General features: G+C 65.7%; 29 protein-coding genes and 1 tRNA gene. 26 read left to right on the top strand and 4 right to left on the bottom strand.

Annotated elements, in window-relative coordinates:
* Nucleotides 1-53: 53 nt before the first annotated feature.
* Nucleotides 54-126, top strand: a tRNA-Arg gene (locus KDB67_RS14475).
* On the opposite strand, the gene KDB67_RS14470 is transcribed toward KDB67_RS14475, so the two are convergent.
* Nucleotides 85-405: a helix-turn-helix transcriptional regulator gene (locus KDB67_RS14470; RefSeq protein WP_291016911.1), complete on the bottom strand. Its 321-nt coding sequence runs from the start codon at nucleotides 403-405 to the stop codon at nucleotides 85-87. The two genes, KDB67_RS14475 and KDB67_RS14470, sit on opposite strands and share 42 nt — an antisense overlap.
* A 176-nt stretch (nucleotides 406-581) precedes the next feature.
* Here KDB67_RS14470 and KDB67_RS14465 point away from each other — a divergent pair, with 176 nt between their 5' ends.
* Entirely contained in the window at nucleotides 582-767 is a 186-nt protein-coding gene (locus tag KDB67_RS14465) for a helix-turn-helix transcriptional regulator (RefSeq protein ID WP_291016909.1), read from the top strand.
* A 5-nt stretch (nucleotides 768-772) separates the two neighbouring features.
* Here KDB67_RS14465 and KDB67_RS14460 read toward each other — a convergent pair whose 3' ends face one another.
* Both KDB67_RS14460 and KDB67_RS14455 read right to left on the bottom strand, forming a co-directional pair.
* Nucleotides 773-1,069, bottom strand: coding sequence for a hypothetical protein (locus KDB67_RS14460; protein ID WP_291016908.1), 297 nt, complete (start codon nucleotides 1,067-1,069; stop codon nucleotides 773-775).
* A 135-nt stretch (nucleotides 1,070-1,204) separates the two neighbouring features.
* A complete protein-coding gene (locus KDB67_RS14455) occupies nucleotides 1,205-1,696 on the bottom strand; it encodes a hypothetical protein (protein ID WP_291016906.1) in 492 nt (163 codons plus the stop codon).
* 270 nt (nucleotides 1,697-1,966) lie between these two features.
* Here KDB67_RS14455 and KDB67_RS14450 point away from each other — a divergent pair, with 270 nt between their 5' ends.
* From KDB67_RS14450 to KDB67_RS14335, 24 genes are all read left to right on the top strand, one after another.
* A complete protein-coding gene (locus KDB67_RS14450) occupies nucleotides 1,967-2,251 on the top strand; it encodes a hypothetical protein (RefSeq protein WP_291016904.1) in 285 nt (94 codons plus the stop codon).
* Nucleotides 2,251-2,604: a hypothetical protein gene (locus KDB67_RS14445; protein WP_291016901.1), complete on the top strand. Its 354-nt coding sequence runs from the start codon at nucleotides 2,251-2,253 to the stop codon at nucleotides 2,602-2,604. The genes KDB67_RS14450 and KDB67_RS14445 overlap by 1 nt, the downstream gene beginning before the upstream one ends.
* The gene (locus KDB67_RS14440; RefSeq protein ID WP_291016899.1) at nucleotides 2,601-3,077 is read left to right on the top strand and encodes a hypothetical protein; all 477 of its coding nucleotides are present in this window, start codon (nucleotides 2,601-2,603) and stop codon (nucleotides 3,075-3,077) included. Before KDB67_RS14445 ends, KDB67_RS14440 begins: the two co-directional genes overlap by 4 nt.
* On the top strand, nucleotides 3,074-3,448 hold the full coding sequence (locus KDB67_RS14435) for a hypothetical protein (RefSeq protein WP_291016897.1): 375 nt from the start codon (nucleotides 3,074-3,076) through the stop codon (nucleotides 3,446-3,448). Before KDB67_RS14440 ends, KDB67_RS14435 begins: the two co-directional genes overlap by 4 nt.
* On the top strand, nucleotides 3,445-3,663 hold the full coding sequence (locus tag KDB67_RS14430) for a hypothetical protein (protein ID WP_291016894.1): 219 nt from the start codon (nucleotides 3,445-3,447) through the stop codon (nucleotides 3,661-3,663). The genes KDB67_RS14435 and KDB67_RS14430 overlap by 4 nt, the downstream gene beginning before the upstream one ends.
* Entirely contained in the window at nucleotides 3,660-4,007 is a 348-nt protein-coding gene (locus tag KDB67_RS14425; protein WP_291016892.1) for a hypothetical protein, read from the top strand. The genes KDB67_RS14430 and KDB67_RS14425 overlap by 4 nt, the downstream gene beginning before the upstream one ends.
* Nucleotides 4,008-4,114: 107 nt before the next feature.
* Nucleotides 4,115-4,381, top strand: coding sequence for a hypothetical protein (locus KDB67_RS14420; RefSeq protein WP_291016890.1), 267 nt, complete (start codon nucleotides 4,115-4,117; stop codon nucleotides 4,379-4,381).
* A 5-nt stretch (nucleotides 4,382-4,386) separates the two neighbouring features.
* Nucleotides 4,387-6,018: a ParB/RepB/Spo0J family partition protein gene (locus tag KDB67_RS14415; RefSeq protein ID WP_291016887.1), complete on the top strand. Its 1,632-nt coding sequence runs from the start codon at nucleotides 4,387-4,389 to the stop codon at nucleotides 6,016-6,018.
* A 74-nt stretch (nucleotides 6,019-6,092) separates the two neighbouring features.
* Nucleotides 6,093-6,281 carry a hypothetical protein gene (locus KDB67_RS14410; protein WP_291016884.1) on the top strand — a complete coding sequence of 63 codons (189 nt, stop codon included), beginning with the start codon at nucleotides 6,093-6,095 and terminating at the stop codon, nucleotides 6,279-6,281.
* Entirely contained in the window at nucleotides 6,263-7,756 is a 1,494-nt protein-coding gene (locus KDB67_RS14405; protein ID WP_291016881.1) for a DNA translocase FtsK, read from the top strand. The genes KDB67_RS14410 and KDB67_RS14405 overlap by 19 nt, the downstream gene beginning before the upstream one ends.
* Nucleotides 7,753-8,271 (top strand): hypothetical protein, encoded by a 519-nt coding sequence (locus tag KDB67_RS14400; protein ID WP_291016878.1) that lies wholly within the window; start codon nucleotides 7,753-7,755, stop codon nucleotides 8,269-8,271. The genes KDB67_RS14405 and KDB67_RS14400 overlap by 4 nt, the downstream gene beginning before the upstream one ends.
* Nucleotides 8,268-8,531 carry a hypothetical protein gene (locus tag KDB67_RS14395; protein ID WP_291016875.1) on the top strand — a complete coding sequence of 88 codons (264 nt, stop codon included), beginning with the start codon at nucleotides 8,268-8,270 and terminating at the stop codon, nucleotides 8,529-8,531. Before KDB67_RS14400 ends, KDB67_RS14395 begins: the two co-directional genes overlap by 4 nt.
* A gap of 1,597 nt (nucleotides 8,532-10,128) precedes the next feature.
* Nucleotides 10,129-10,926 (top strand): hypothetical protein, encoded by a 798-nt coding sequence (locus KDB67_RS14390; RefSeq protein WP_291016872.1) that lies wholly within the window; start codon nucleotides 10,129-10,131, stop codon nucleotides 10,924-10,926.
* 2 nt (nucleotides 10,927-10,928) lie between these two features.
* Nucleotides 10,929-11,207 (top strand): hypothetical protein, encoded by a 279-nt coding sequence (locus KDB67_RS14385; RefSeq protein WP_291016869.1) that lies wholly within the window; start codon nucleotides 10,929-10,931, stop codon nucleotides 11,205-11,207.
* 266 nt (nucleotides 11,208-11,473) lie between these two features.
* Nucleotides 11,474-11,725, top strand: coding sequence for a hypothetical protein (locus KDB67_RS14380; RefSeq protein WP_291016866.1), 252 nt, complete (start codon nucleotides 11,474-11,476; stop codon nucleotides 11,723-11,725).
* Nucleotides 11,725-12,222, top strand: a complete 498-nt coding sequence (locus KDB67_RS14375) for an HNH endonuclease (protein ID WP_291016863.1) — start codon at nucleotides 11,725-11,727, stop codon at nucleotides 12,220-12,222. Before KDB67_RS14380 ends, KDB67_RS14375 begins: the two co-directional genes overlap by 1 nt.
* Nucleotides 12,222-12,419, top strand: coding sequence for a hypothetical protein (locus KDB67_RS14370; protein WP_291016861.1), 198 nt, complete (start codon nucleotides 12,222-12,224; stop codon nucleotides 12,417-12,419). The genes KDB67_RS14375 and KDB67_RS14370 overlap by 1 nt, the downstream gene beginning before the upstream one ends.
* Complete coding sequence (locus tag KDB67_RS14365) at nucleotides 12,419-12,634, top strand: hypothetical protein (protein ID WP_291016860.1); 216 nt, start codon at nucleotides 12,419-12,421, stop codon at nucleotides 12,632-12,634. The genes KDB67_RS14370 and KDB67_RS14365 overlap by 1 nt, the downstream gene beginning before the upstream one ends.
* The gene (locus KDB67_RS14360) at nucleotides 12,634-13,125 is read left to right on the top strand and encodes a hypothetical protein (protein WP_291016857.1); all 492 of its coding nucleotides are present in this window, start codon (nucleotides 12,634-12,636) and stop codon (nucleotides 13,123-13,125) included. The genes KDB67_RS14365 and KDB67_RS14360 overlap by 1 nt, the downstream gene beginning before the upstream one ends.
* Nucleotides 13,118-14,158: a terminase gene (locus KDB67_RS14355; RefSeq protein WP_291016855.1), complete on the top strand. Its 1,041-nt coding sequence runs from the start codon at nucleotides 13,118-13,120 to the stop codon at nucleotides 14,156-14,158. Before KDB67_RS14360 ends, KDB67_RS14355 begins: the two co-directional genes overlap by 8 nt.
* The gene (locus KDB67_RS14350; protein WP_291016852.1) at nucleotides 14,142-14,786 is read left to right on the top strand and encodes a terminase; all 645 of its coding nucleotides are present in this window, start codon (nucleotides 14,142-14,144) and stop codon (nucleotides 14,784-14,786) included. Before KDB67_RS14355 ends, KDB67_RS14350 begins: the two co-directional genes overlap by 17 nt.
* Nucleotides 14,787-14,804: 18 nt before the next feature.
* Complete coding sequence (locus KDB67_RS14345; protein ID WP_291016850.1) at nucleotides 14,805-16,280, top strand: phage portal protein; 1,476 nt, start codon at nucleotides 14,805-14,807, stop codon at nucleotides 16,278-16,280.
* Complete coding sequence (locus KDB67_RS14340; RefSeq protein ID WP_291016848.1) at nucleotides 16,277-18,250, top strand: hypothetical protein; 1,974 nt, start codon at nucleotides 16,277-16,279, stop codon at nucleotides 18,248-18,250. Before KDB67_RS14345 ends, KDB67_RS14340 begins: the two co-directional genes overlap by 4 nt.
* Nucleotides 18,247-18,495: a hypothetical protein gene (locus KDB67_RS14335; protein WP_291016846.1), complete on the top strand. Its 249-nt coding sequence runs from the start codon at nucleotides 18,247-18,249 to the stop codon at nucleotides 18,493-18,495. Before KDB67_RS14340 ends, KDB67_RS14335 begins: the two co-directional genes overlap by 4 nt.
* 82 nt (nucleotides 18,496-18,577) lie before the next feature.
* Here the strand turns inward: KDB67_RS14335 and KDB67_RS14330 are convergent, their stop codons facing one another.
* Nucleotides 18,578-18,823, bottom strand: a complete 246-nt coding sequence (locus KDB67_RS14330; protein WP_291016843.1) for a hypothetical protein — start codon at nucleotides 18,821-18,823, stop codon at nucleotides 18,578-18,580.
* Between the last annotated feature and the right edge of the window lie 209 nt (nucleotides 18,824-19,032).

Genomic DNA, 19,032 nt, shown 5'->3' with positions numbered 1-19,032 from the left:
TCTCGCCTCCGCCACGTCACGGTCGTAAGACTGCGACGACAACTGAATAGCACGCGCCCGTAGCTCAACGGATAGAGCATCTGACTACGGATCAGAAGGTTTGGGGTTCGAATCCCTACGGGCGCACTCATCACCCCCGGTTGGGCCGTCAGGTCCGGTCGGGGGTGCTTTTTTCAGGCCGGTCGTGACGTACATGAACGAGATTCCCGTCTCGTCACAGATCTGCCCGATCAGGTCAATACCGAACTCGACGTGGCCAGTCATGCGCCGCGAGAGTGCGCCCTGAGTCATTCCGATGCGTCTCGCGACCTCGCTCACGGAGATCCGCCGCTGTGCGAGCTCGCTGCGCAGTCGTCGGGCGACGGCTTCAGATCGGGTCTCGTCCCGATCTCCGTCGATCACCATCAATGTCGTCATGAGCAGGAGTTTACGCGCTGAGCGTGTGAATGCAAGATGGACGAGTAACCAATAGATCAACGCGTGATCCATGTCATGGCTTGACGACTAAGCGCTGAGCGCGTAGATATGTCGCCATGCACCAATCATTAGCTGAGCGTGTAGCTGGCAATGTACGCGCCGAGATGGCCAGGGCAGGCGTGTCTCAGGTCGAGCTTGCCCGAAGGCTGGGTCGGTCGCAGCAATACATCTCTCGTCGAGTCGTCGGTTCCGTCTCGTTTGGCGTCGACGAACTGGAGACCGTCGCGTCGGCGCTAGGTACGACGATCGACCAGCTGCTCAGCGAGCGTGCCGTGAAGGCGGGTGCGTGATGGCCCTACTGCGACATGCGAACGAACGTCTCGACGTAGCTGCGAGGCAGATGACCGAGTTCGTACTCGGGTGGAAAGGTCATGGCGATCGGTATGCCTGCGGTTACCCAGAGCTGCACATACTCGCCGCTGTCGGCCGGTATCCGGAAAAAGTGACGGCCGTCGAAGACGGCGTCAATGCAGTGCATGACTTCCATCAAGTCCTCGGCGATCTCGGCGTTCACCGAGAACTCGAGGCCGTTGTAGTTGATGACTGCGCGGTGTCCAGACATGGGGAAGTACTCGAAAAGAGGATTGTTCACCCTCGGATCGTAGGTGCCTTGCCGCCGACGCTGGCCGTGTTCCGTGGTTCGGCTGATACGGCGGTGGCGTGATGGCTGAGTTCCTGATCGGGAGCCTGATTGGATTTGCGCTTGTCGCGTTGGTGGTCGGCGCGCTCAAGTTCGTCGAGGATCGGCGCGAATGGCGGGAGGCGGAACGAGAACGACGCGCCGTGGACCGTGATTGGGGTGGTCCCAGGTGATCCAGAAGTCTGCACCGCCGCCGAACGTGCGGGCGAATCTGACGACGACCTCGTCGCGGTGCTCGATGCGCTCGAACTCGGCAACGTACTGCATTGACGGTTCGCCGCGACTGTCGGTCTCGGGCACTCGAACGTTTAGCGCGGCATCGCCTGTCACATTGCGGAGAACGTACGTGTGTGCCGGGTGTGAGTGTGTCCGGATCTCCCATTCGGGTAGTCGATCAACCTGCACTTGCTCGAGCTGTGCGAGCGTCCGCAGAGCGCCGACTTGTGATTCTGCACGGATCTGCGCGGTCTCGGCGCGCTCGCGCGAGCTCTTCGACTTGTTGGCTTCCCACCATGAGAAGGCTGCAAAACCGGTAGATAACGCCGCTGCCACCCAGGCCGCGAGACTGCCCCACTCCATTGAAAAGCTCCCCTACGTTGCACGGGCTGGCACCCGTTATGGAACCGGCGTGATTCCTGTGTCACGTCGGTGGTTGCAGCGTAGGGGTTGGGTCCGACAGTCCCCGTCCGCTGGATGCGGCGAGGAGGCCTCCGCGGGGGCTGTCGGACCGTCATCCGGGCCGGGGGCGTGATGGGCCGCGATCTGGATTGGCTGTTCTCTCATTTCGATCGTGCGAATGCCGCGTCGGCTGCGTTTGCTGCTGGGCTGGCGGCTCGGCGGGGTGTGGACATGTCAGGGGCGGACGGCACCGAGGTGCCGCGTGTCGCTGCTGCCAGCGGGGTGGTGTCGGCTGGGCCCCTGGCGTGTCCAGACCCTTCGGGGGTCGGTGGTGTCGATGTCGCGGTCGGGGCGTCATCGTCGGTGTCTTTGCCGGTGGGTGAGGACGTGTGGGTGCGGGTGTGGCGGGCGCTTGATGCGCTCGGTGCCGTGCTCGGTGAGTTGTTCGACCAAGAAGAAGGTGATCCCGCCGACCTTGGCCGTCGGCGGGATCTGCGAATCGATTGGAGATTCTGATGTTCGATAGTACGCCCTGGCTCGGTTCGGGGTTCCTGGAGTTGCTGGCGTTGTGTTTCCTCGCGGTGCTGGCGGTGGCGACGTTGGTGGTGTGGGTCGTGGACCGGGTCCATCGCCGCGCCCAGCGTGTGGCCCAGCGTGCCGTCGAGCTGGGGGCCGGTCTGGATGCTGAGGTGGACCGGCTGTTGGACGACGGTCGGGTCCTGGCTGATGACGGGTGGGTGTTGCATGATCCGGTGTCGCGGGTGGTGTCGGCGTCGTGTCCGTTGCGGGTGCTGCCGCACCGGTACGGGCACGAGTCGCTGACCGGGGGCCGGCATCGTCGCGGCGAGCAGGCCGGCGGTGTGCGATGAGTACGGCTGAGGAGCACTATCAGCAGGCCGCGGCGCTGCTGGCGAAGGTCTACACGTCCGATAGTACGGCCGATGAGGATCCGTTGACGGTGGCGACGGTCGCGCAGGTGCATGCGGTGCTGGCGGTGGCGACGGTGCTCAACGACATCCTGACGCGGATGCCGGAACCGACGAGGAACATCCGGGTCAACTCGACGCCGCCGTCGGCGTGGGATCGGGCCCGGAATCGGTGCCGGTCCTGTGGTGCGTCGATCTTGTGGTGCACCACCGATGGTGGGAAGTCGATGCCGGTGGATGCGGAGCCGGCCGCGTTCGGGAATGTGTTCGTCGAGCCGGATGCGTCGGGTCGGGGGTTGTTGGCGCGGGTGTCGTCGGCGCCGACGCTCGAAGACGATGATGGGCCGCGGTATTTGTCGCATCATGTGACGTGCCCGAAGGCTGATCTGCATCGCAAGTCGGGGGTGCAGCGATGACCCGGCGGGTGTGGGCGGCCGCCGTGGCGGTCATCTCGGTGGTGGTGGTGGTGGTGTTGTTCGCGCCGGCCGCACCGGCCGCGCCGTTGCCGTATCGGCAGGTGGCGTGCGCCCCGGGGGCCGAGAATGTGTCGCAGAACTTCGGTTCGCCCTCTGGTGGTCCCTCGCGGATCGATGGGCCGATGGGTGGTACCGGGTGGCAATGCCGAACGTACACAACACCGTTCGCCGGGTATATGCGTGTGGCTTCTCGACGGGTGGGTGTGCCACTCAAGTGTGAGATCTGGCGGGGGTCGGTGCGGATGGTGTGGGACGAGAACGTCACCGCGGTCGGCTGCTACATCATCCCGTCGCAAGGGGCCCGGTCGTGACGCGCCGCGCTGAGGTCGATGAGCGGTTGGCCGGGGACTTGGATCTCGTCTCGCACTGCCACCGCACCAACGGTGCCGAGCTGTGTGTGGTGCGCCGCGGCCTGCGCACCCAGATCACGGTCATCAACACCGATGGTGTGTGGGCACCGTGCATGCTCGACGAGGAGCAGCGGAGGCAGTTGATCGGCACGCTCGGTGGGGTGGTGGTGTCGTGAGGCGGGCGGCGTTGTCGACGTCGGTGATCGCGGCGGCGGAGATCCCGGACCCTGCGTGGGGGTGGGATGTGCCGTTCGAGGTGGCCGGTCAGGTGCTGTGGATGCTGATAGGCCGGCATTGGCCGGACCCGGCTGATCCGCGGGCGTTGCGGCGGTTCGCGCCGTCGCCGTTCGAGGCGGCTGTGCATCAGGTGATCGAGTGCGCGCCGACCGATCAGCGGCAACGGTTGGCGGTGTTGTATCCGCAGCAGGTGTATGCGTGGATGATCGTCGAGCTGCCCGGTGGAGTGGAGTTGTTGCGGGAAGTGGTGCGCCGCAAGGACCCCGCCGTGGTGCACGGATAGTCGCTGCGATGTCGCGTCCTCGTCCTCGTCGTGAGCCTGCCCGTTGTCGGTGGTGTGATCTGCCGGTGCGGTGGTGGCCGAACACCAAACGCGACACAGTGCTGTGTGTGGACTGGTCGCCGGACCCGAATGGATATGTGCGGCAGGTCAACACGATCGATCCGGTGTCGCGTCGGCCGGTGACGTACGGGCAGGTCCTCACCGATGACGAGGTCGCCGCGGCGCATGCGGACGGGACGGACACCAAGTTGTTCACGTTGCATTCGCGGACGTGTGCCGCGCAGAAGCCGCGGAATCCGAAACCCGAAGGGTTGCAGATCCTTCGGCCTGACGGAACCCCTCTCAAATCTAAGAAACTCCGAAAAGGGTTGTGAAACATATGACTTCCAAGAAGTCCACCACGGTGGTGGAGACGTTGACCGGTGAGTTCGTTCCCGCGGATGTGGAGTTCCGGCTGCTGCCGACCGATTCGCTTGTGCCGCATGCACACAATGTGCGGCGCTCGGTCGGCGATGTGGCCGAGTTGGCGGCCTCGATCAAGTCCTCAGGTGTGCATGAGCCGCTGATCGTGCAGCCCAATGGTGTGCCGGATCGGTGGGTGATCCTGGCCGGGCATCGCCGGCACGCCGCGGCGCAGATCGCGAAGGTCGAGTCGGTGCCGTGTCTGATCCGGCGGGATCTCGACGAGGTCGCCCAGCGGGTCCTGATGCTGACCGAGAACACTCAGCGGGCGGATCTGGATCCGCTCGAGGAGGCCGACGGTGTGCAGGGCCTGCTTGATCTCGGGCTCACCGATAAGGATGCGGCGGCCGAGTTGGGGTGGTCGCTGCAGAAGGTACGACGCCGGCGGAAGATCGCCGCGCTGCCGCCGCCGGTGAAGGCGCGGATCGACGCTCTCAATCCTGAGGTGCCGGTGACTCTGGCCGATGCCGAGTTCATCGCCGCCGACACCAACGAGCTCGACGTGCGGGATCTGACGAAGGCGCTCGGGACGCGGGACTGGGCAACGACGAAGTGGTTGGTGGCTGCGCGTCGGGATGCTCGGGCGAAGATCGCGAAGGTCAGGGCGTCGGCGAAGAAGCTGGGTATCGCGTCGGGGACGTGGCCGGATCTGGTGGCCGCCACCAGGCAGGCTGATGACCGGTTCGGTGGCCGGGTGCATCTGGCGGTGGAGACGAATTGGCATTGCCGTTCTGGTGCTGATGAGCAGTTGGCGACGGCCGAGGATTCGGTGGCGTTCGTGCGGGTGTCGCCGAACGCCGATCCGCGGTCGCTGCTGACGGTGGGCAGCATTAGGACTGATGCGGTGCTGATGGTGTGGGTGGCCGGTGATGAGTTCGATGATCCCGTCACCCCGGACGCTGACTCGGACTCGGACCCCGTCGACGAGGACCCGGCCGGCGATGTGGACCGGGCCGGCGATGCGGACACTGATGCTGGTCGTGTCCCGGGTGATGGTCCGCCGCAGTATCCCGGCGCCGTGGCCGAGCGTGAGCGCGCCGACCGCGACCGCCAGCGCACCGAGGCCCAGGAGACGGAGTTGGCGGCGCAGCACTCGGCTGATGAGCAGCGTCTGGCGGCGACGGCGGTCCGCCGCCGGTGGATCGCCGAGCAGATCACGACGGCGTCGTTGGAGACGGCGCAGGCGTTCGCCGAGTTCGCGTTCGGTGCGCTCGATGCCGGCGCAGTGCTGGCGCGACCGGATCTGTTGCCGTTCCTGCCGATTGAGGACTCTGGTCAGGGCAATGATTCGGGTCGGGTGCTTGATTGGGTGCTCGGGCATGCGTCGGCGTCGTCGTTGCTGTGCGTGCACGCGTTCATGATCTTGCAGGCCGCAGATCGGCACGTGAACAGAGCCGAGTCGGCGCAGTGGATGTCTGTGTCGGAGATGAAGGTGGTCGTTGGCTACGTGGATCTGTTGGAGCAGTGCGGGCATGTGCTCTCCAGCAGTGAGGTCGCCTACCGTGACGAGCTGCTCGCGGCGCTCGACGACGCCGGCGAGGATGCGTGATGTGGATGCTGACAGGTGGTGGCATTCGCTCTCGCCGCGCCGGCGTGAGCAGTTGTATCGGTGGTTCGCCAACGATGTCGGCGCCGCGTCGCGGGCACCTGGTCCTGGTCAGCGGGCGTTGCTCGGTGCCGATGTCCCCGTCGACGATGCGCCGGCGGGTGTTCGGGGCGGTCGTCGGCGTCGTCGAGCTCGTGACGCTGATCGTGGGGCTGGTGGCCATTCGGGTGGCGGCAGCGTGTAGGCGGTGGTCAGCGTGCCGGTGACGGTGGTCGACGCTCAGGTCGGGACCGCTGATCTGCGGCGTGCGTTGATCTCGGTGTTGCCGCACATCAGCCGGGATGAGCAGATTCCGGTGTTGATGCGGGCCCGGATGTGGATCGATCCCGAGCACCTGATCATCGGCGCGACGGACCGGTTCACCGCGGGGTTGGCGCGGGTGTCGGTGTGGTCGCAAACGTTCCCCGCTCACGGGGTGATCGATCTGACCGCCGATGATCTGATGTCGATCTTGCAGGTGCACAAGGCCGTGCGGGAATCGGTGACCGATTTCCCTCAGTGGCAGGTCCGGGTGTCGTTGCTGGACAAAACGCGTGCTGGTGCGGTCGGTGCTGATGGTCCGGAGTTGCAGTTGACGGTCACCGACGCGACGGGCCTGTTCGAGGGGACCGATGCTCGGCGGTCGGTGGATGTGGTGCCGTTGCCGCCGGAGCAGGGTTTTCCGGATGTGCGGATGTTGGTGGCATCGAAGTTGCGCACGCAGATCGCTTGGCCGCACACCGAGTTCGGCGCGAACATGGAGTACCTTGCGCGGTTCGGGAAGGCGCAGAAGGCGTATTCGACGCCGACGGCGTTGGCGCACGCGAAACTGTTCCGCACCTCGCCGGTAGATCGTCGGGGGTTGGTGACGATCGCGGTGGGTGATTCGTTCGTCGGCTGCCTGTCGCCGGTGGTGTTGCCTGAGGGCGATTCGTCGTTCACCGGTGATATGGCGTCGTGGTCGGCGTGTTTGCCTGATCGTGGCGAGCCCGATCAGATCCCGCTGCCCGTTGAACCGATGGAACGCAATCTGAACAATGCCGACACCGATCTGTTGTTGCGGTCGGTGTGTGCGCGGGTGGTGCGGTTGCAGTTCGCTGACCCGGCGTCGTTGGCGGCGCGGTTCGGTGTGCGGGCCAAGGACGCGGCGTGGCTGCTCGATCAGCTCGCCGGAGTCCGGATCGTGGCCCACGGCTCCGATGTCGCGTCGTGCTCGTTGGAGGCACGCAAGGTGCTGTGGCCGGCCGACCGCGTCGACGATGCTCTCGCCGAGCTCGGACCCGCACCGACACCGAAACCACCTGCCGACACCACCGGCGATGGTAAGGCCGGTAGGGCGCCGTTCGATCTGCGCACCGCGTCAGGGGCGCTACTCGCACCGGGCGAACCGGGATCGGGAGATGCCCCGGGTCCGAACTCAGACGCGGACCTGGACCCGCCGAGCCTGTTGCCGGATACGAATCAGTTGTTGCTGGATGCAGCTCAGAAGGTGATCGAAACCCAGTTCGGTGCCGCCGCTCAACTACAGCGGGTCCTGAACATTCCGCTCGCTCGGGCGTATCGGCTGCTCGACGAGTTGGAAGCGCTCGGCATCGTCGGCCCGGCCCCGGGCGGGTTGCACGCCCGTGAAGTGCTCTACCCGGTCGAGCGTCTCGGCGAGGCGTTGACCCACATCATCACCACACAGGAGGGTGACCAATGACCCAGCATGTCAGTGTCTTTCAGGACCCCGATATCGGCGACATCGCGTACGCCCTGCCCGACAAAACCGGCTACACCGTCGTTGAGTTGTCGGGTAGCCAGTTCAACTTCGTCACCGCCGCGAGTATGCCGGACCGGTTTGTGCCGGTGCGGCCGGCACCGACGCTCGAGGAGGCTCGCGAGCTCGTCGGCGCCGAGTTGCCGGAGCCGGATGCGGGTGATCCGGTGCATGTGCGGTGGGCGGGGATGCTGCTGGTCGATCTCGACGGCCGTGCCGCGTGCTATTGCGCGGGTGATTTCTTCGCGGCGGCGGAGTCGCTGGAGGAGGAGATCGAGGCCCGGGAGACGAATGCTCGTCGGCATTCTGCGCAGGTGCTGGCGGTCGCGCAGGCTATTCAGATCACCGATCATCACGATAAGAAGTGGTCTGATCTGTCGGAGTCGGTCCGTGATCTGTATCTGTTGCGTGCCGATGCCGCGGTGATGGCGTTGCAGTTGCTGGAGCTGGAGTCGTGACGGGGACCGCGCCGGCGGCGTGGGCTCGTCATGGTGCGGCGTGCTCGTTGCCGACGTACGTCATCGATCCGGACACCGGTGATCGGGTCAAAGGTGTGTTGTCGCCGTGGGTGCCGATCCGGTTGCGGTTCTCCCACATCGATGACGAGGGCCGGAAGGTGTGGGTGGTGCCGGCCGAGCGTTTCGGGCCGGGTGCGTCGATCAGGCTGGATCCGTTGCCTGATGACGTGCGGGTGACCTACGAGGTCCTGCGGCCATGATGCCTCGGTGTGTGCGGTGTCAGGCGCAGGTGAATGCGCATTTTGTGGTGTGCGCGGATTGTGAGCATGGCCGGCCTGATCCGGACCGTACGCATGCGGCGTTCCGCGCCCGGGCCGCGGCTGCTCGTGCTGCGGCCGTGGCTGCGTACTCGGGTCAGCGGGTGGATCTGGAGTTGGTGTCGGGTCGTGCCGCTGTGCAGGAGGAACCTGACCAGCCTCGTCGGCGGCGTGGAGGCCGTCGGCGGTGACTGGCACGCTGTGTTGCCTTGCCCGTGGTCCCCCGGTCGTTCTACGTGAGTGTGGTTGTGGTGCTTTGGTGTTCAGCGGAAGGCGTATCTGGTGGCTTGGGTGCGGTGGGGCGATGGCTCGGCGATGCACCCTCGTTTCCTGGAGGTGCTGGACCATCCCGAGTGTGATGACCGGCTGCTGAATGAGGTAGCCGGGTTCGTGTCCAGGTGCGCAGCCCAATCCGGGCTGCATTCAACGGATTACGTTGTCACGCTCGGAACGGCAAAGATCGTTGGCGGAATGTCACGCTGGGAGTTGCTGACCCAGGTGTGCGTATTTGCCGAGTTGATGACCGAGGTATTCGACGAGGCCGGAACTGTGATTGCGTTCAAACTCGTGGATGACGATCCCGAGTTTCTACATTTGCGACTCAAGGCGGAACTCGATTGGGAACGGCAACGGAAGGCTGATGCGAATCGTCCGAATCTGATTGTGCCGGTGCGTCTCCGAGATGGTGACGGTTGCCGGTGGTGTGGTGCCATTGTGGATTGGAATTATGATCGTAAGTCCGGGAGAGCCGGAACATATGATCATCTGATCCCGGGCGAAGCGGCCACGGTTGACACGTATCTCGTGTGCTGCAAGTCCTGCAATGGCGCTCGCCAAGCTGGGGAGTTCCCACCCGGGGTGACCCAGTTGCTTGACCCACCCGCTGACCCGCATTTCTCGCGGTTCTCGGTGAAGTGGTTGACGGAGAACAAATGGAGGATCAGCCAGGGCCTACCGGTCCCGGATGCGTCCCCCACGTATGTGATCCCGGGCAGACGCGTCGACGGCACCCAGCCGCCGCGCATCGATCGGCCCAGCGGATCAGGACCGACAGATCAGACCGGGCCGGCATCCAGCCGGACCCGGCGGAGTAAGGCGGCAGCCGTAGGCGCCCCTGCCGAACCCTCTGATCGTGGTCCTGAGTCGACGCGCGTCGCGGATGAGTCCGCACCCTCGGCACCCGCTGCGCCGGCCAACTGTCCGGAAGCGCCCGGGGCGGAGTGTGCGCGGACTGCCGTAGGCTCCCCTGCCGCACCGGCTGACGACCAGGCCGGACATGACCTGTCCCCGCCTGGTCTTTGTTCTGCGTCAACCGATCCCGTTCCCGATCTGTCCGGAATCTGTCCGGATCTGGCTGATCCGGACAGATCCGGACAGATCGATGCGGTCCAGGATCTGTCGTCTCTGGTCGGGTCGGGTCGGGTCGGGTCGGTGGTTGTTGATCGTTCGGAAGGTTCGCAGGGGGCTTCTGCTGCTCGGTCGCGTGGTGGTCGTGGTCGGAGGTCTCGTCGTCGTGGTCGAAGTGAGGAGACGTGAGAGTGTGACGGTTCTTGTTGAGGATGACGCCGATCTTGCGCGCAGGCGGTTGGCGGCGAAGTTGCGGGATGTGCGTCGGGATCTGGTGTATCTGGATGCGGCGTGGCCGTTCCTGGTGTCGATGAAGGTGACTGGGACTCAGGCGCGGTGGGCGCAGCACGATCGTCGGCGGTCGGTGTTGTCGGCCGAGCAGCTGGAGGCGATGGGGCATCGTGGTGTGCCCCGCCCGACGCCGGCGTGTGTGTCGGTGCTTGATGTGCTCGCCGAGATCCAGACGGCGGCGGTGCGGATCGCGAACGAGGTGTTGTTCGTGGTGCCGTGGCAGGCGTGCGTGTGGCGGCCTGCGTGGTCGCCTCAGTTCGATGTGCGTCCGTGGTTGCGGATGTCGGCGGCGTTGCTGCCGCAGGCGCATCTGCGCACCGTCGACGAGGATGATCCGTTGGCGCCGTGGTGTGAGCGGATCATCGGTGCGACACCGGACGCCGCGGCTCGGCTGCTCGGTGATGTGCGGTCGGGTCAGGATCTCGCGGGGATCTGCCCGTGGTGTGAGGGGTTGACGGCCCGCGGTGTGGGTGAGCCGACGTTGCGGGTCCATTACCCGGACGAGCTGGACTTCTCACGTCCTCTGGATGCGGTGAGCCTCGTCGCCGATGGCGGTCCGGGCCCGTTGATTGTGTGTCACGGCGCGAATTGCACTCCCCCGTCTCGTGATTGCGGGATGCGATGGCATGGGCATCCGGCGTGGAACACCCGTGAGTGGGAGTGGTTGGCCAAACGATTGAAGTCTCCGGAAGGACGTTGAGGGTGAACATCATTGAGTTCGTGGAGGCGCGGCTGGATGAGGCGGCGAGGTCTGCGGTGGCGGGTGAGCCGTTGGGGTATGACCAGGTGTGCCGGATCGTCGACGTGCTGCGTGCGATGGCGATGCAGGTGGCCGCGTACCTCGACGGGTCCCCGACTGATCAGCCGGTCGCGGCGGGGTTGTTGCCGATGGCGATGATCTGGTCCGAGCATCCCGATTGCACGCCGGCGCTGTGGTTCCCGAAGATGATCGCGAACGGCGGTGCGCCCGGTGTTGTGTAGTCGAATCGAAACGAGATCAATCCGGATCAGATCAGATCGGATGAGATCAGATGAGATTGGATCGAATCAGAACGAGATCAGTTCGGATCGGATTCTTGGGGCCGCGGTCGTGACCTGGCTGTCGCGGGTTATGCACAGGTATCCTGAGCGCGTTGGCTGCTGCGTGCCCGGAGTCTGGCACGTGCTGCTCGTCCTCGCTGGTCGCCGCCGAACGAATCCATCCCTTCCCTGCTTGGTGGTCCGGCTCGGTGTCGGCGGTGGTCGGCATGGATGAGCAGCGAATGGCCGCGTTGCGGTCGGCGATCGAAGCGGTCTGTCGTGAGGATTTGAACCTCGGAGCGAATGACATCATTACTGATTTCATCGTCGTGGCTGGTGTCGTTGACCTGGTGGACAACACCAGTGGTGTGTTCCTGGTGCAGCCGGACACCCCGACGTACACCACTCGTGGGCTGCTGGCGTGTGCGGTCGACATCTGCGCCGCGGGCCCGTACGACCGAGTGGACGGGGACGACTGATGCGCGCGCGGCTGCGTGTGTGCGCAGAGCCGGGATGCGGCCGGGTGCAGGCCGGCGCTCGGTGTCCCGACCATCAGGCGCAACGCAATCGGTGGTTGTCGTCGACGACGCCGACGAAACGATCTCAGGATCGGGATCGTCACCGGCGTGCGGCGGTGGTGGCCAGGCATCGCCGGCGGTTCGGTGACTGGTGTCCGGGGTTCGAGGTGCCGGCGCATGCCTCGTCGGACCTGACCGCTGATCACGTGCACGAGTTGCAGGCCGGCGGTCGGTGGGATGGCCGGTTGCAGGTGCTGTGCCGGGCGTGCAACTCGCGCAAGGGCACGCGGACGACGGCCGCGATGCGCCGCGAGGTCGAACGTTCGTGCGAAGGGGTGGGGGGTGGCCCCGCCGCGGCGCGAAGAGGCCTGGCTCGGGGGAGGGCTCTCGATGGTGCGGAGGGTTCAAGACGTCCGGTGAGAGGCCGGCCGAAGGCTGATGACGAGAGGTCAGGCTGATGGATGTTCGGTTGCTGGGGCTGCGGAACGGGACGAGGTTCCGGTTCCCCGAGTCGGTCTTCCCCGAAGCCACGCTGACTCTGGAGGTGCAGGCTACCGGCGTGCGAGTGGTGATGGAAACCGAAGGCGGAGCGATGATTTCGATATCACCGGCGATGCTCGTCATGTACGAGGGTCGGTTGCAGGTGGTGCGGTGATGGCGAAGTGGGTGCGGTGCCGGCTGCTGCTGACCGCTGGCTCGTCGACTGAGGTGGACGTCGAGTACGTTGCCCGCGACGGCGACGGTGCGGGACTCAAGCCGGGTATCTGGGATGGGATGTTGCACATCCGAGAGGAGACGCGGGTGGCCGGCCGGTATGCCGGCGGCTGGGTGCCGGTTGCTGCGGTCCTCGTTCTGCGTGAGGTTGTCTGATGGCCGGCCACGGTGGTGCGCGGTCGCGGTCGGGGCCGCACCCGAGTATGTACTCGGCGCGGTCGGATGCCCGGGATCTGCGTGCGTTGCGGCTGCCGGTCGGCGGGTACGCCGGCGACTTCCCGCCGTTGTCGGAGCTGCTGCCTGATGCGGTCGAGCGTGAGGGTGTGGTGTGGGCCGGGGTGTGGCGGACTCCGCAAGCAGCGCAGTGGATTCGGGAGTCGTGGCGCTGGCGGTCGATCGCGATGTATGTGCGGTGGATGGTGCGGGCCGAGGACCCCGAGGCGACGGCGGCGACGATCACCGCGGCGCAGCGTCTGGCCGATCAGATCGGGATGACGCCGGCCGGGCTCAAGGAGAACGGCTGGCTGATCGTCGCCGATGATGCCGCGGTGCATGAGGTGACGCAGGAGCGGCAGCGTGCGGTGGGCCGGCGTGCGGCGCGCACGAACGGCGGCGGGAAGCGGATGCGGGCGCTGCCCGATGGATGAATCGTGGATTGTTGATTTCCCGACGCTCGCCGACGTCCAGGACCCATGGGTGCGGGCGCATTGTTGTGTCCCGGACGGGTTCGATCAGGGCGAGCCGTTCGTGATGGCGGACTGGCAGTTCTGGTGCACCGCAAACCATTACCGGGTGCGGTCCTCGGCGCGCTGGCAGCCACGTAAGCCGATGCGCGCGCAGGCCTTCACCTATCGTCGGTCGTTGATCGTGGGTCCGCAGAAGTCGGGCAAGGGGCCGTGGTCGGCGACGGTCGTGGCGACCGAGGCGGTCGGGCCGGCGTTGTTCGCGGGGTGGGCCGAACCTGGTGATGGGTATGCGTGCTCGGACTGGGGGTGTGGGTGTGGGTTCGAGTACGAGTACGAGCCGGGTGACCCGATGGGGATGCCGAATCCGACGCCGCTGATCCAGTTGACCGCCACCAGCGAGGACCAGGTCGACAACGTGTACCGGCCGCTGCGGTCGATGATCAAGATGGGACCGCTGGCCGATCTGATGCTGATCCGTGAGGGGTTCATCCGGTTGCCGGGTGAGGACAACCGGATCGACATCGTGACGGCGTCGGCCTCGTCGCGGCTGGGTAACCCGGTCTCGTTCGTGATCCATGACGAGGACGGGCTGTACACGAAGGAGAACAAGCTGCTCGGTGTCGCGCAGACGCAGCGCCGCGGCGCGGCCGGCATGGACGGGCGGACGATGGCGACAACGAATGCGTGGGACCCGTCGTCAAACTCAGATGCCCAGCGCACGTGGGAATCTCGTGCGAAAGACGTGTTCAAGTTTTTCCGGCAGCCACCGAAGGAATTGTCGTGGGGCAATCGCCGGGACCGGCGCAAGATCTTGCAGCACGTGTACGCCGACTGTCCGTGGGTGACGATCGCGTCGATCGAGGCCGAGGTCAACGACTTGATGGAGACCGACCCGGCGCAGGCCGAACGGTTCTTCGGCAACCGTCTGGTGACCGGTGTCGGGGCGTGGCTGGAGGAAGGGCTGTGGGAGTCGGCGTATGCCCGCACCGGCTGAGATGGTGTGGCTGCCCAATCCGCCTCGCGGCACGCAGATCACGGCGGGGTTTGACGGGTCCGAGTACGAGGACTGGACCGCGCTCAAGTGTGTGACGCGCGGCGGCCGGTTGTTCACGCCGCGGTACGGGCCTGATCGTCGGCCGACGATCTGGGATCCGGCCGAGTGGGGTGGCCAGATCCCGCGGGCCGAGGTCGACGCCGCGGTCGACGAGGTGTTCACCCGGTGGCGGGTGGCGCGCATGTACGCCGATCCGCAGGGCTGGTATTCCGAGATCGGGGCGTGGTCGCGCAAGTATGGCGAGGAGCGGGTCGTGGAGTGGCCGACGAACCGGGACAAGCCGATGTACGAGGCGCTGGTGCGGATGGAGACCGATCTGCGGACGGGCCGGTTGACGCACGACGGGTGTCCGATCACGACTGTGCACATGGGCAATGCGCGCAAGGTGGCGCGGAACTCGCAGCGGTACACGCTCGGCAAGCCGGCCGGGGAGCATCACCGCAAGATCGACACGGCGATCGCGTCGGTGCTGGCGTGGGAGGCCGCCGGTGATGCGTCGAGTGTCGACGGCGGCTGGGATACCGGGCCGAAGGACCGGATCTCGGATGTGATGTACGGATTCAACTAGGACAAGGACAAAGTGGCGATGGTCGATAGCGTGCAGGATCGGTTGCGGATCGGTGTGGCTGAGATCGAGTCGCGCGCTGCGCTGTTCGATCATCGGCAGGGCTACTTCGACGGGGATCAGCGGTTGCCGTACGCGCCGCCGGGGGTGTCGGTCGAATATCTGGAGCTGCGGCGGCAGGCGCTGGCGAACTGGATTCGGCCGGCGCTCAATGCTCCGGTGCAGCGGATGGATGCCGAGTCGCTCAGTTTCGCCGACACCGGCAAGACCGATCCGGATGTGTGGCAACACGTCTGGGTGACCAACGACCTGGAGACCCGTCAGCGGATCGTGTACGAGTCGATGATGACGCACGGACGGGGCGTGTTGTCGGTGTCGAAGGCCGGCGCTGGTGCGAAGGTGTCGGTGGAGTCGGCGCGCCGGGTGTATCTGCATCCCTCGCCGGAGGACCCGTTCACGCCGGCGTTCGCGGTGAAGATGTGGACCGAGACCGCCCGGCCTGCCTCGGCGCTGTGGGTGCCATCGGCCGTGGATGTGACCGGTGCGAAGACGATCGCGGTGCTGTACACCGACACCACGTGTCATCGGTTCGAGCGGGCCGGGCATGCCGGGCCCGGTGCGTGGGAGTTGGTGCGTGAAACCGACCATGGTCTCGGCGATATTCCGTTCGTGCAGTTCGGTCACCAGGTCGACGCCGACAACGTCCCTCGCTCGCCGGTCGACGACCTGGAGGCGTTGCAGGATGCGATCAACACGATCCGCTTCAACACGTTGCTGGCGATGCAGTTCTCTGCGTACCGGCAGCGGGTGGTGGTCGGGTATGACCCGGTGATGCGGGACGCGGCGGGTGAGGTCGTGTACGTGCGGGATGAGGGCGGTGAGGTGGTGATCGGTCCGGATGGGCAGCCGGTGCCGCAGTTGCGGCAGGCCGGGCGTGCCTCGGTGGATCGGATGCTGGTGTTCCCCGGCGCGGACACGAAGGTGTTCGACCTCGCGGAGTCGAATCTGGACCGGTACATCTCGGTGTACAAGGCGTTCCTGACTGATCTGTTCAGCAAGGCTCAGGTACCGCCGCAGTACGCGCTGGATCGGATGGCGAACTTGTCCGGGGATGCGCTCTCGGGTGCCGAGTCGACGCTGACCTCGCTGGTGGCCGAGCTCAAGCGTGAGGTGGTCTCGGGGATGCGGAAGGTGCTGCGTCTGACCGACGTCGCGCGCGGCCAGGAGCCGAGGAACCGGACGATCGATTGGGCTGACACCGAGCCGCGGTCGTTCGCGCAGACCGTCGACGGCGTCGTGAAGCTCGTGTCGGCCGGGTTCCCACGTAAGGCTGCGTTCGACATGCTGCCCGGTGCGACGCCGGCCAAGCTCGAAAACTGGATGCAGATGCAGCAGGACGAGGCTGCGGACGCGTTCGGTGCGCGGATGCTCGAGCAGTTCACCACCGACCTTTCCGGTGACGATGTATCGGGCGGGATCGGCCGCGCCGGTAGATGATTCCGGAGCAGGCACGCCAGTTCTACACCGAACAGCGTGCCTTGCAGGCTCGTGCGTTGCGGGTGCTGGCGGCGATCTGGGGCGATCGGGCCCCGGACGATTTCGATGCGTGGTTCGCGGCGAACGTCGACGACATGGTCGCCACGCTCACCGCGGCGCAGACTGAGGCAGCCGGTCAGGGCCTGGACTACGTCGGGGCGGTGCTCGACGAGCAGGGTGGCGACATCTCCCCCGACGTCGACGTCGACCCGTCGCCGTTGGTCGGGGTGGCCGGTGATGGCCGGGCATTGGATTCGTTGTTGTACGGGTCGGTGATCTCGGCGCGGCGGGCGATCGCGCGGGCGCCGGAAGTGAACCTGGCGTCGATCCGCGACGGCTGGGTGAATGCGGGTTTGGCGGCGTTGACGACGCGAGCTCAGACCGTGATCGCCGATACCTCGCGGGTTGCGACGGGGTTGGGGATCATCTCGCGGCCTGGTGTCGGGTATACGCGGATGCTGGTCGGGTCGTCGTGCTCGCGGTGCGCGATCCTCGCCGGCCGCGTGTACGGGTCCAGGGACGCCTTCGACAGGCATCCGAGGTGCGACTGCAGGCATATCGCCGCTCGGGCGTCGGATCTGGAGGACCGCACGGTCGATGCCCGATCGTATTTCGAGTCGCTGAGCCAGTCCGAGCAGGACCGGGAGTTCACGGCCGCCGGCGCGCAGGCGATCCGGGACGGCGCGGACCCGGCGCAGGTGGTGAACGCCCGGCGCGGTGCGGGCCTGAGTTTCGCCTCCGGCCGGTTGACGAACGACGAGCTGGCGGCGATCCGGCGTGGTCGGCCGCGCGCGCAGGTGTTGCCGACGACGACGGAGGCCACCACCAAGAGGGGGTGGGCGGGCAAACGCATGCGGATGGAGGGAACACCGATGCCTCGGCTGATGCCGGAGGCGATCTATCAGGCAGCTCGCACTCGTGAGGATGCGGTCGAGCTGCTCGGCAAGTACGGCTACACGGCACTTCCTCCCGAGCTGAAACGGAAGACACCACGCCGGAGAGGTGATGGTTCCGGCGATGATTATGTGGATCTTGACGCGGCGGCCGAAAAAGGTGGCAGGCGGCGCCGGTCGAAAGCGTCCGGCACGGGACCACCACGCAAGCCACCTGCTGGTCGCGCTACGACAGGCGGCGGCGACTTCGAGCGGGACCGCGCCGCGTACCGTTCGACGCCGATCGACAAGCGTGATCTTGACCCGCGGTTCGCCGACGACTTGGGCACGGTTCTCGACGAGTACAAAGCGGGCCACGAACGGTACGGGGTGGCATCTCGGCGCCTGGCGCGTGACTTGTCAGGGCGTGTGAGGTCAAGAGGCCGACGCGGCGACGGCGAGTTCATCGTCGACTTCCACGAGGTCGAGCCGGGTGCTGACCAGATTGTGATGCGGGGGACGATCTCGCGGGTCGTGGATGGCCGCCGAGAGAAGGCCGGACCGATCGAGAGGATCTTCAGTCGGGATGACGACGGGCGCCTGGTCGTGGACAACGCCGGCATGTACCTCAACGAGGAGTCAGACGACCACGAGGGCCGCGGGTTTGCCACCGCTTTCGCCCCTCGGCTGGAGCGGTACTACCAGCGGTCGGGCGTAGATCGGATTGAAGTGTTCGCGGCGGCTGAGAACGGCGGGTACACGTGGGCTCGCCAGGATTTCAGGTGGGACAAGAACAAACTGGATAAATCGATCGACAACATCGTTGGCCGCCTGCACTATGTGCGATTCCAAGCGACCACACGTGAGGACCGTGAGGCGATTGACGCGATGCTGGAACGTCTGACAGACGGGGGAGCTGTCCGCCCGATCGACGAGCTGCCAACGCCACGTGAGATCGCCGGGTTACGCACTCAGGGAACACCGGACCTTGGTGCACAGGTTATGCTCGGATCCAATTGGTATGGCGTCAAGAAGCTGTCGGGAGGTGCGTCGCGGTGAGCGAACTGGATCCACGTATGGAGGACCTGATGCGCCGACAGGAACTGGAGGCGCAAGAGTTGTCTCGGCAGTTCTACTCGGAGTACCCGCACCTGGATCCCGTTCAATTGCAGGAGTATGAGCACGGCGGCGATATGCCGTTGCCGACCTACGATGAACTGCAATTGGAAGACGACTTCTTCGCCGCGGCACGTGAGCGGTGGTCGCGCGAAAAGGGCGAGCTACGGGCCAAGATCAAAGGCTGAGAGGGCCGCTTCGTCCGCTTGAGGGCGGATGACACAGGTATAAATCGCGCTGCCGGCATGAAAACTGGCATATTTCAACACCCTATTTCGCGGTGCGGGTGCGGGAGTGGCCGGGTTGGTAGGTGGCGTGCCAAGTGTCGATGGTGGCCGGTTTCCAGCCGTAGGTGAGGCCGCGGCCGCCGGTGCCGTCGTGTTCGCCGATTTGGGCGTCGGGTAGGGGGAATCCGTTGTCTTGTCCTGCGATTCGGCGGGCGACCATGGATTTGATGCTGCCGTAGGGGATGTTGTGTCGTTCGGCGATCTGGCGGACGGAGAGGTATTTGTGCACGTCGTAGAGGGTAGCATCCCACGGGTTGCGTAAGAATCCGTAGGGATGCTACATTGGTGTCACAACCAAGGCACCACCTACGAAAGGCCAAGACAATGAGGAACTTCCGCGAGATCGCCACCGGCAGCCGGGTCATCAACATCCGGATCAAGGAACAGACCCGGGAGTTGGTGAAGGGGACGCTGGTCGCCGACGCCGGCGAATGCGCG

It is taken from the genome of Gordonia sp. (in: high G+C Gram-positive bacteria) (genome assembly GCF_020438995.1).
GTDB lineage: Bacteria > Actinomycetota > Actinomycetes > Mycobacteriales > Mycobacteriaceae > Gordonia.
Note: the sequence above shows the minus strand (reverse complement) of the source record. Positions and strands in the feature narration are given on the sequence as shown.

Bases quoted from the DNA above. Each gene is read 5' to 3' on its own strand.
- KDB67_RS14465 (WP_291016909.1), top strand. From the start codon at position 582: ATGGCCAGGGCAGGCGTGTCTCAGGTCGAGCTTGCCCGAAGGCTGGGT.
- KDB67_RS14350 (WP_291016852.1), top strand. From the start codon at position 14,142: ATGCCCGCACCGGCTGAGATGGTGTGGCTGCCCAATCCGCCTCGCGGC.
- KDB67_RS14450 (WP_291016904.1), top strand. From the start codon at position 1,967: ATGTCAGGGGCGGACGGCACCGAGGTGCCGCGTGTCGCTGCTGCCAGC.
- KDB67_RS14455 (WP_291016906.1), bottom strand. From the start codon at position 1,696: ATGGAGTGGGGCAGTCTCGCGGCCTGGGTGGCAGCGGCGTTATCTACC.
- KDB67_RS14355 (WP_291016855.1), top strand. From the start codon at position 13,118: ATGGATGAATCGTGGATTGTTGATTTCCCGACGCTCGCCGACGTCCAG.
- KDB67_RS14410 (WP_291016884.1), top strand. From the start codon at position 6,093: ATGTCGGCGCCGCGTCGCGGGCACCTGGTCCTGGTCAGCGGGCGTTGC.
- KDB67_RS14370 (WP_291016861.1), top strand. From the start codon at position 12,222: ATGGATGTTCGGTTGCTGGGGCTGCGGAACGGGACGAGGTTCCGGTTC.
- KDB67_RS14345 (WP_291016850.1), top strand. From the start codon at position 14,805: ATGGTCGATAGCGTGCAGGATCGGTTGCGGATCGGTGTGGCTGAGATC.
- KDB67_RS14365 (WP_291016860.1), top strand. From the start codon at position 12,419: ATGGCGAAGTGGGTGCGGTGCCGGCTGCTGCTGACCGCTGGCTCGTCG.
- KDB67_RS14440 (WP_291016899.1), top strand. From the start codon at position 2,601: ATGAGTACGGCTGAGGAGCACTATCAGCAGGCCGCGGCGCTGCTGGCG.
- KDB67_RS14375 (WP_291016863.1), top strand. From the start codon at position 11,725: ATGCGCGCGCGGCTGCGTGTGTGCGCAGAGCCGGGATGCGGCCGGGTG.
- KDB67_RS14400 (WP_291016878.1), top strand. From the start codon at position 7,753: ATGACCCAGCATGTCAGTGTCTTTCAGGACCCCGATATCGGCGACATC.
- KDB67_RS14415 (WP_291016887.1), top strand. From the start codon at position 4,387: ATGACTTCCAAGAAGTCCACCACGGTGGTGGAGACGTTGACCGGTGAG.
- KDB67_RS14340 (WP_291016848.1), top strand. From the start codon at position 16,277: ATGATTCCGGAGCAGGCACGCCAGTTCTACACCGAACAGCGTGCCTTG.
- KDB67_RS14360 (WP_291016857.1), top strand. From the start codon at position 12,634: ATGGCCGGCCACGGTGGTGCGCGGTCGCGGTCGGGGCCGCACCCGAGT.
- KDB67_RS14435 (WP_291016897.1), top strand. From the start codon at position 3,074: ATGACCCGGCGGGTGTGGGCGGCCGCCGTGGCGGTCATCTCGGTGGTG.
- KDB67_RS14380 (WP_291016866.1), top strand. From the start codon at position 11,474: ATGGATGAGCAGCGAATGGCCGCGTTGCGGTCGGCGATCGAAGCGGTC.
- KDB67_RS14445 (WP_291016901.1), top strand. From the start codon at position 2,251: ATGTTCGATAGTACGCCCTGGCTCGGTTCGGGGTTCCTGGAGTTGCTG.
- KDB67_RS14470 (WP_291016911.1), bottom strand. From the start codon at position 405: ATGGTGATCGACGGAGATCGGGACGAGACCCGATCTGAAGCCGTCGCC.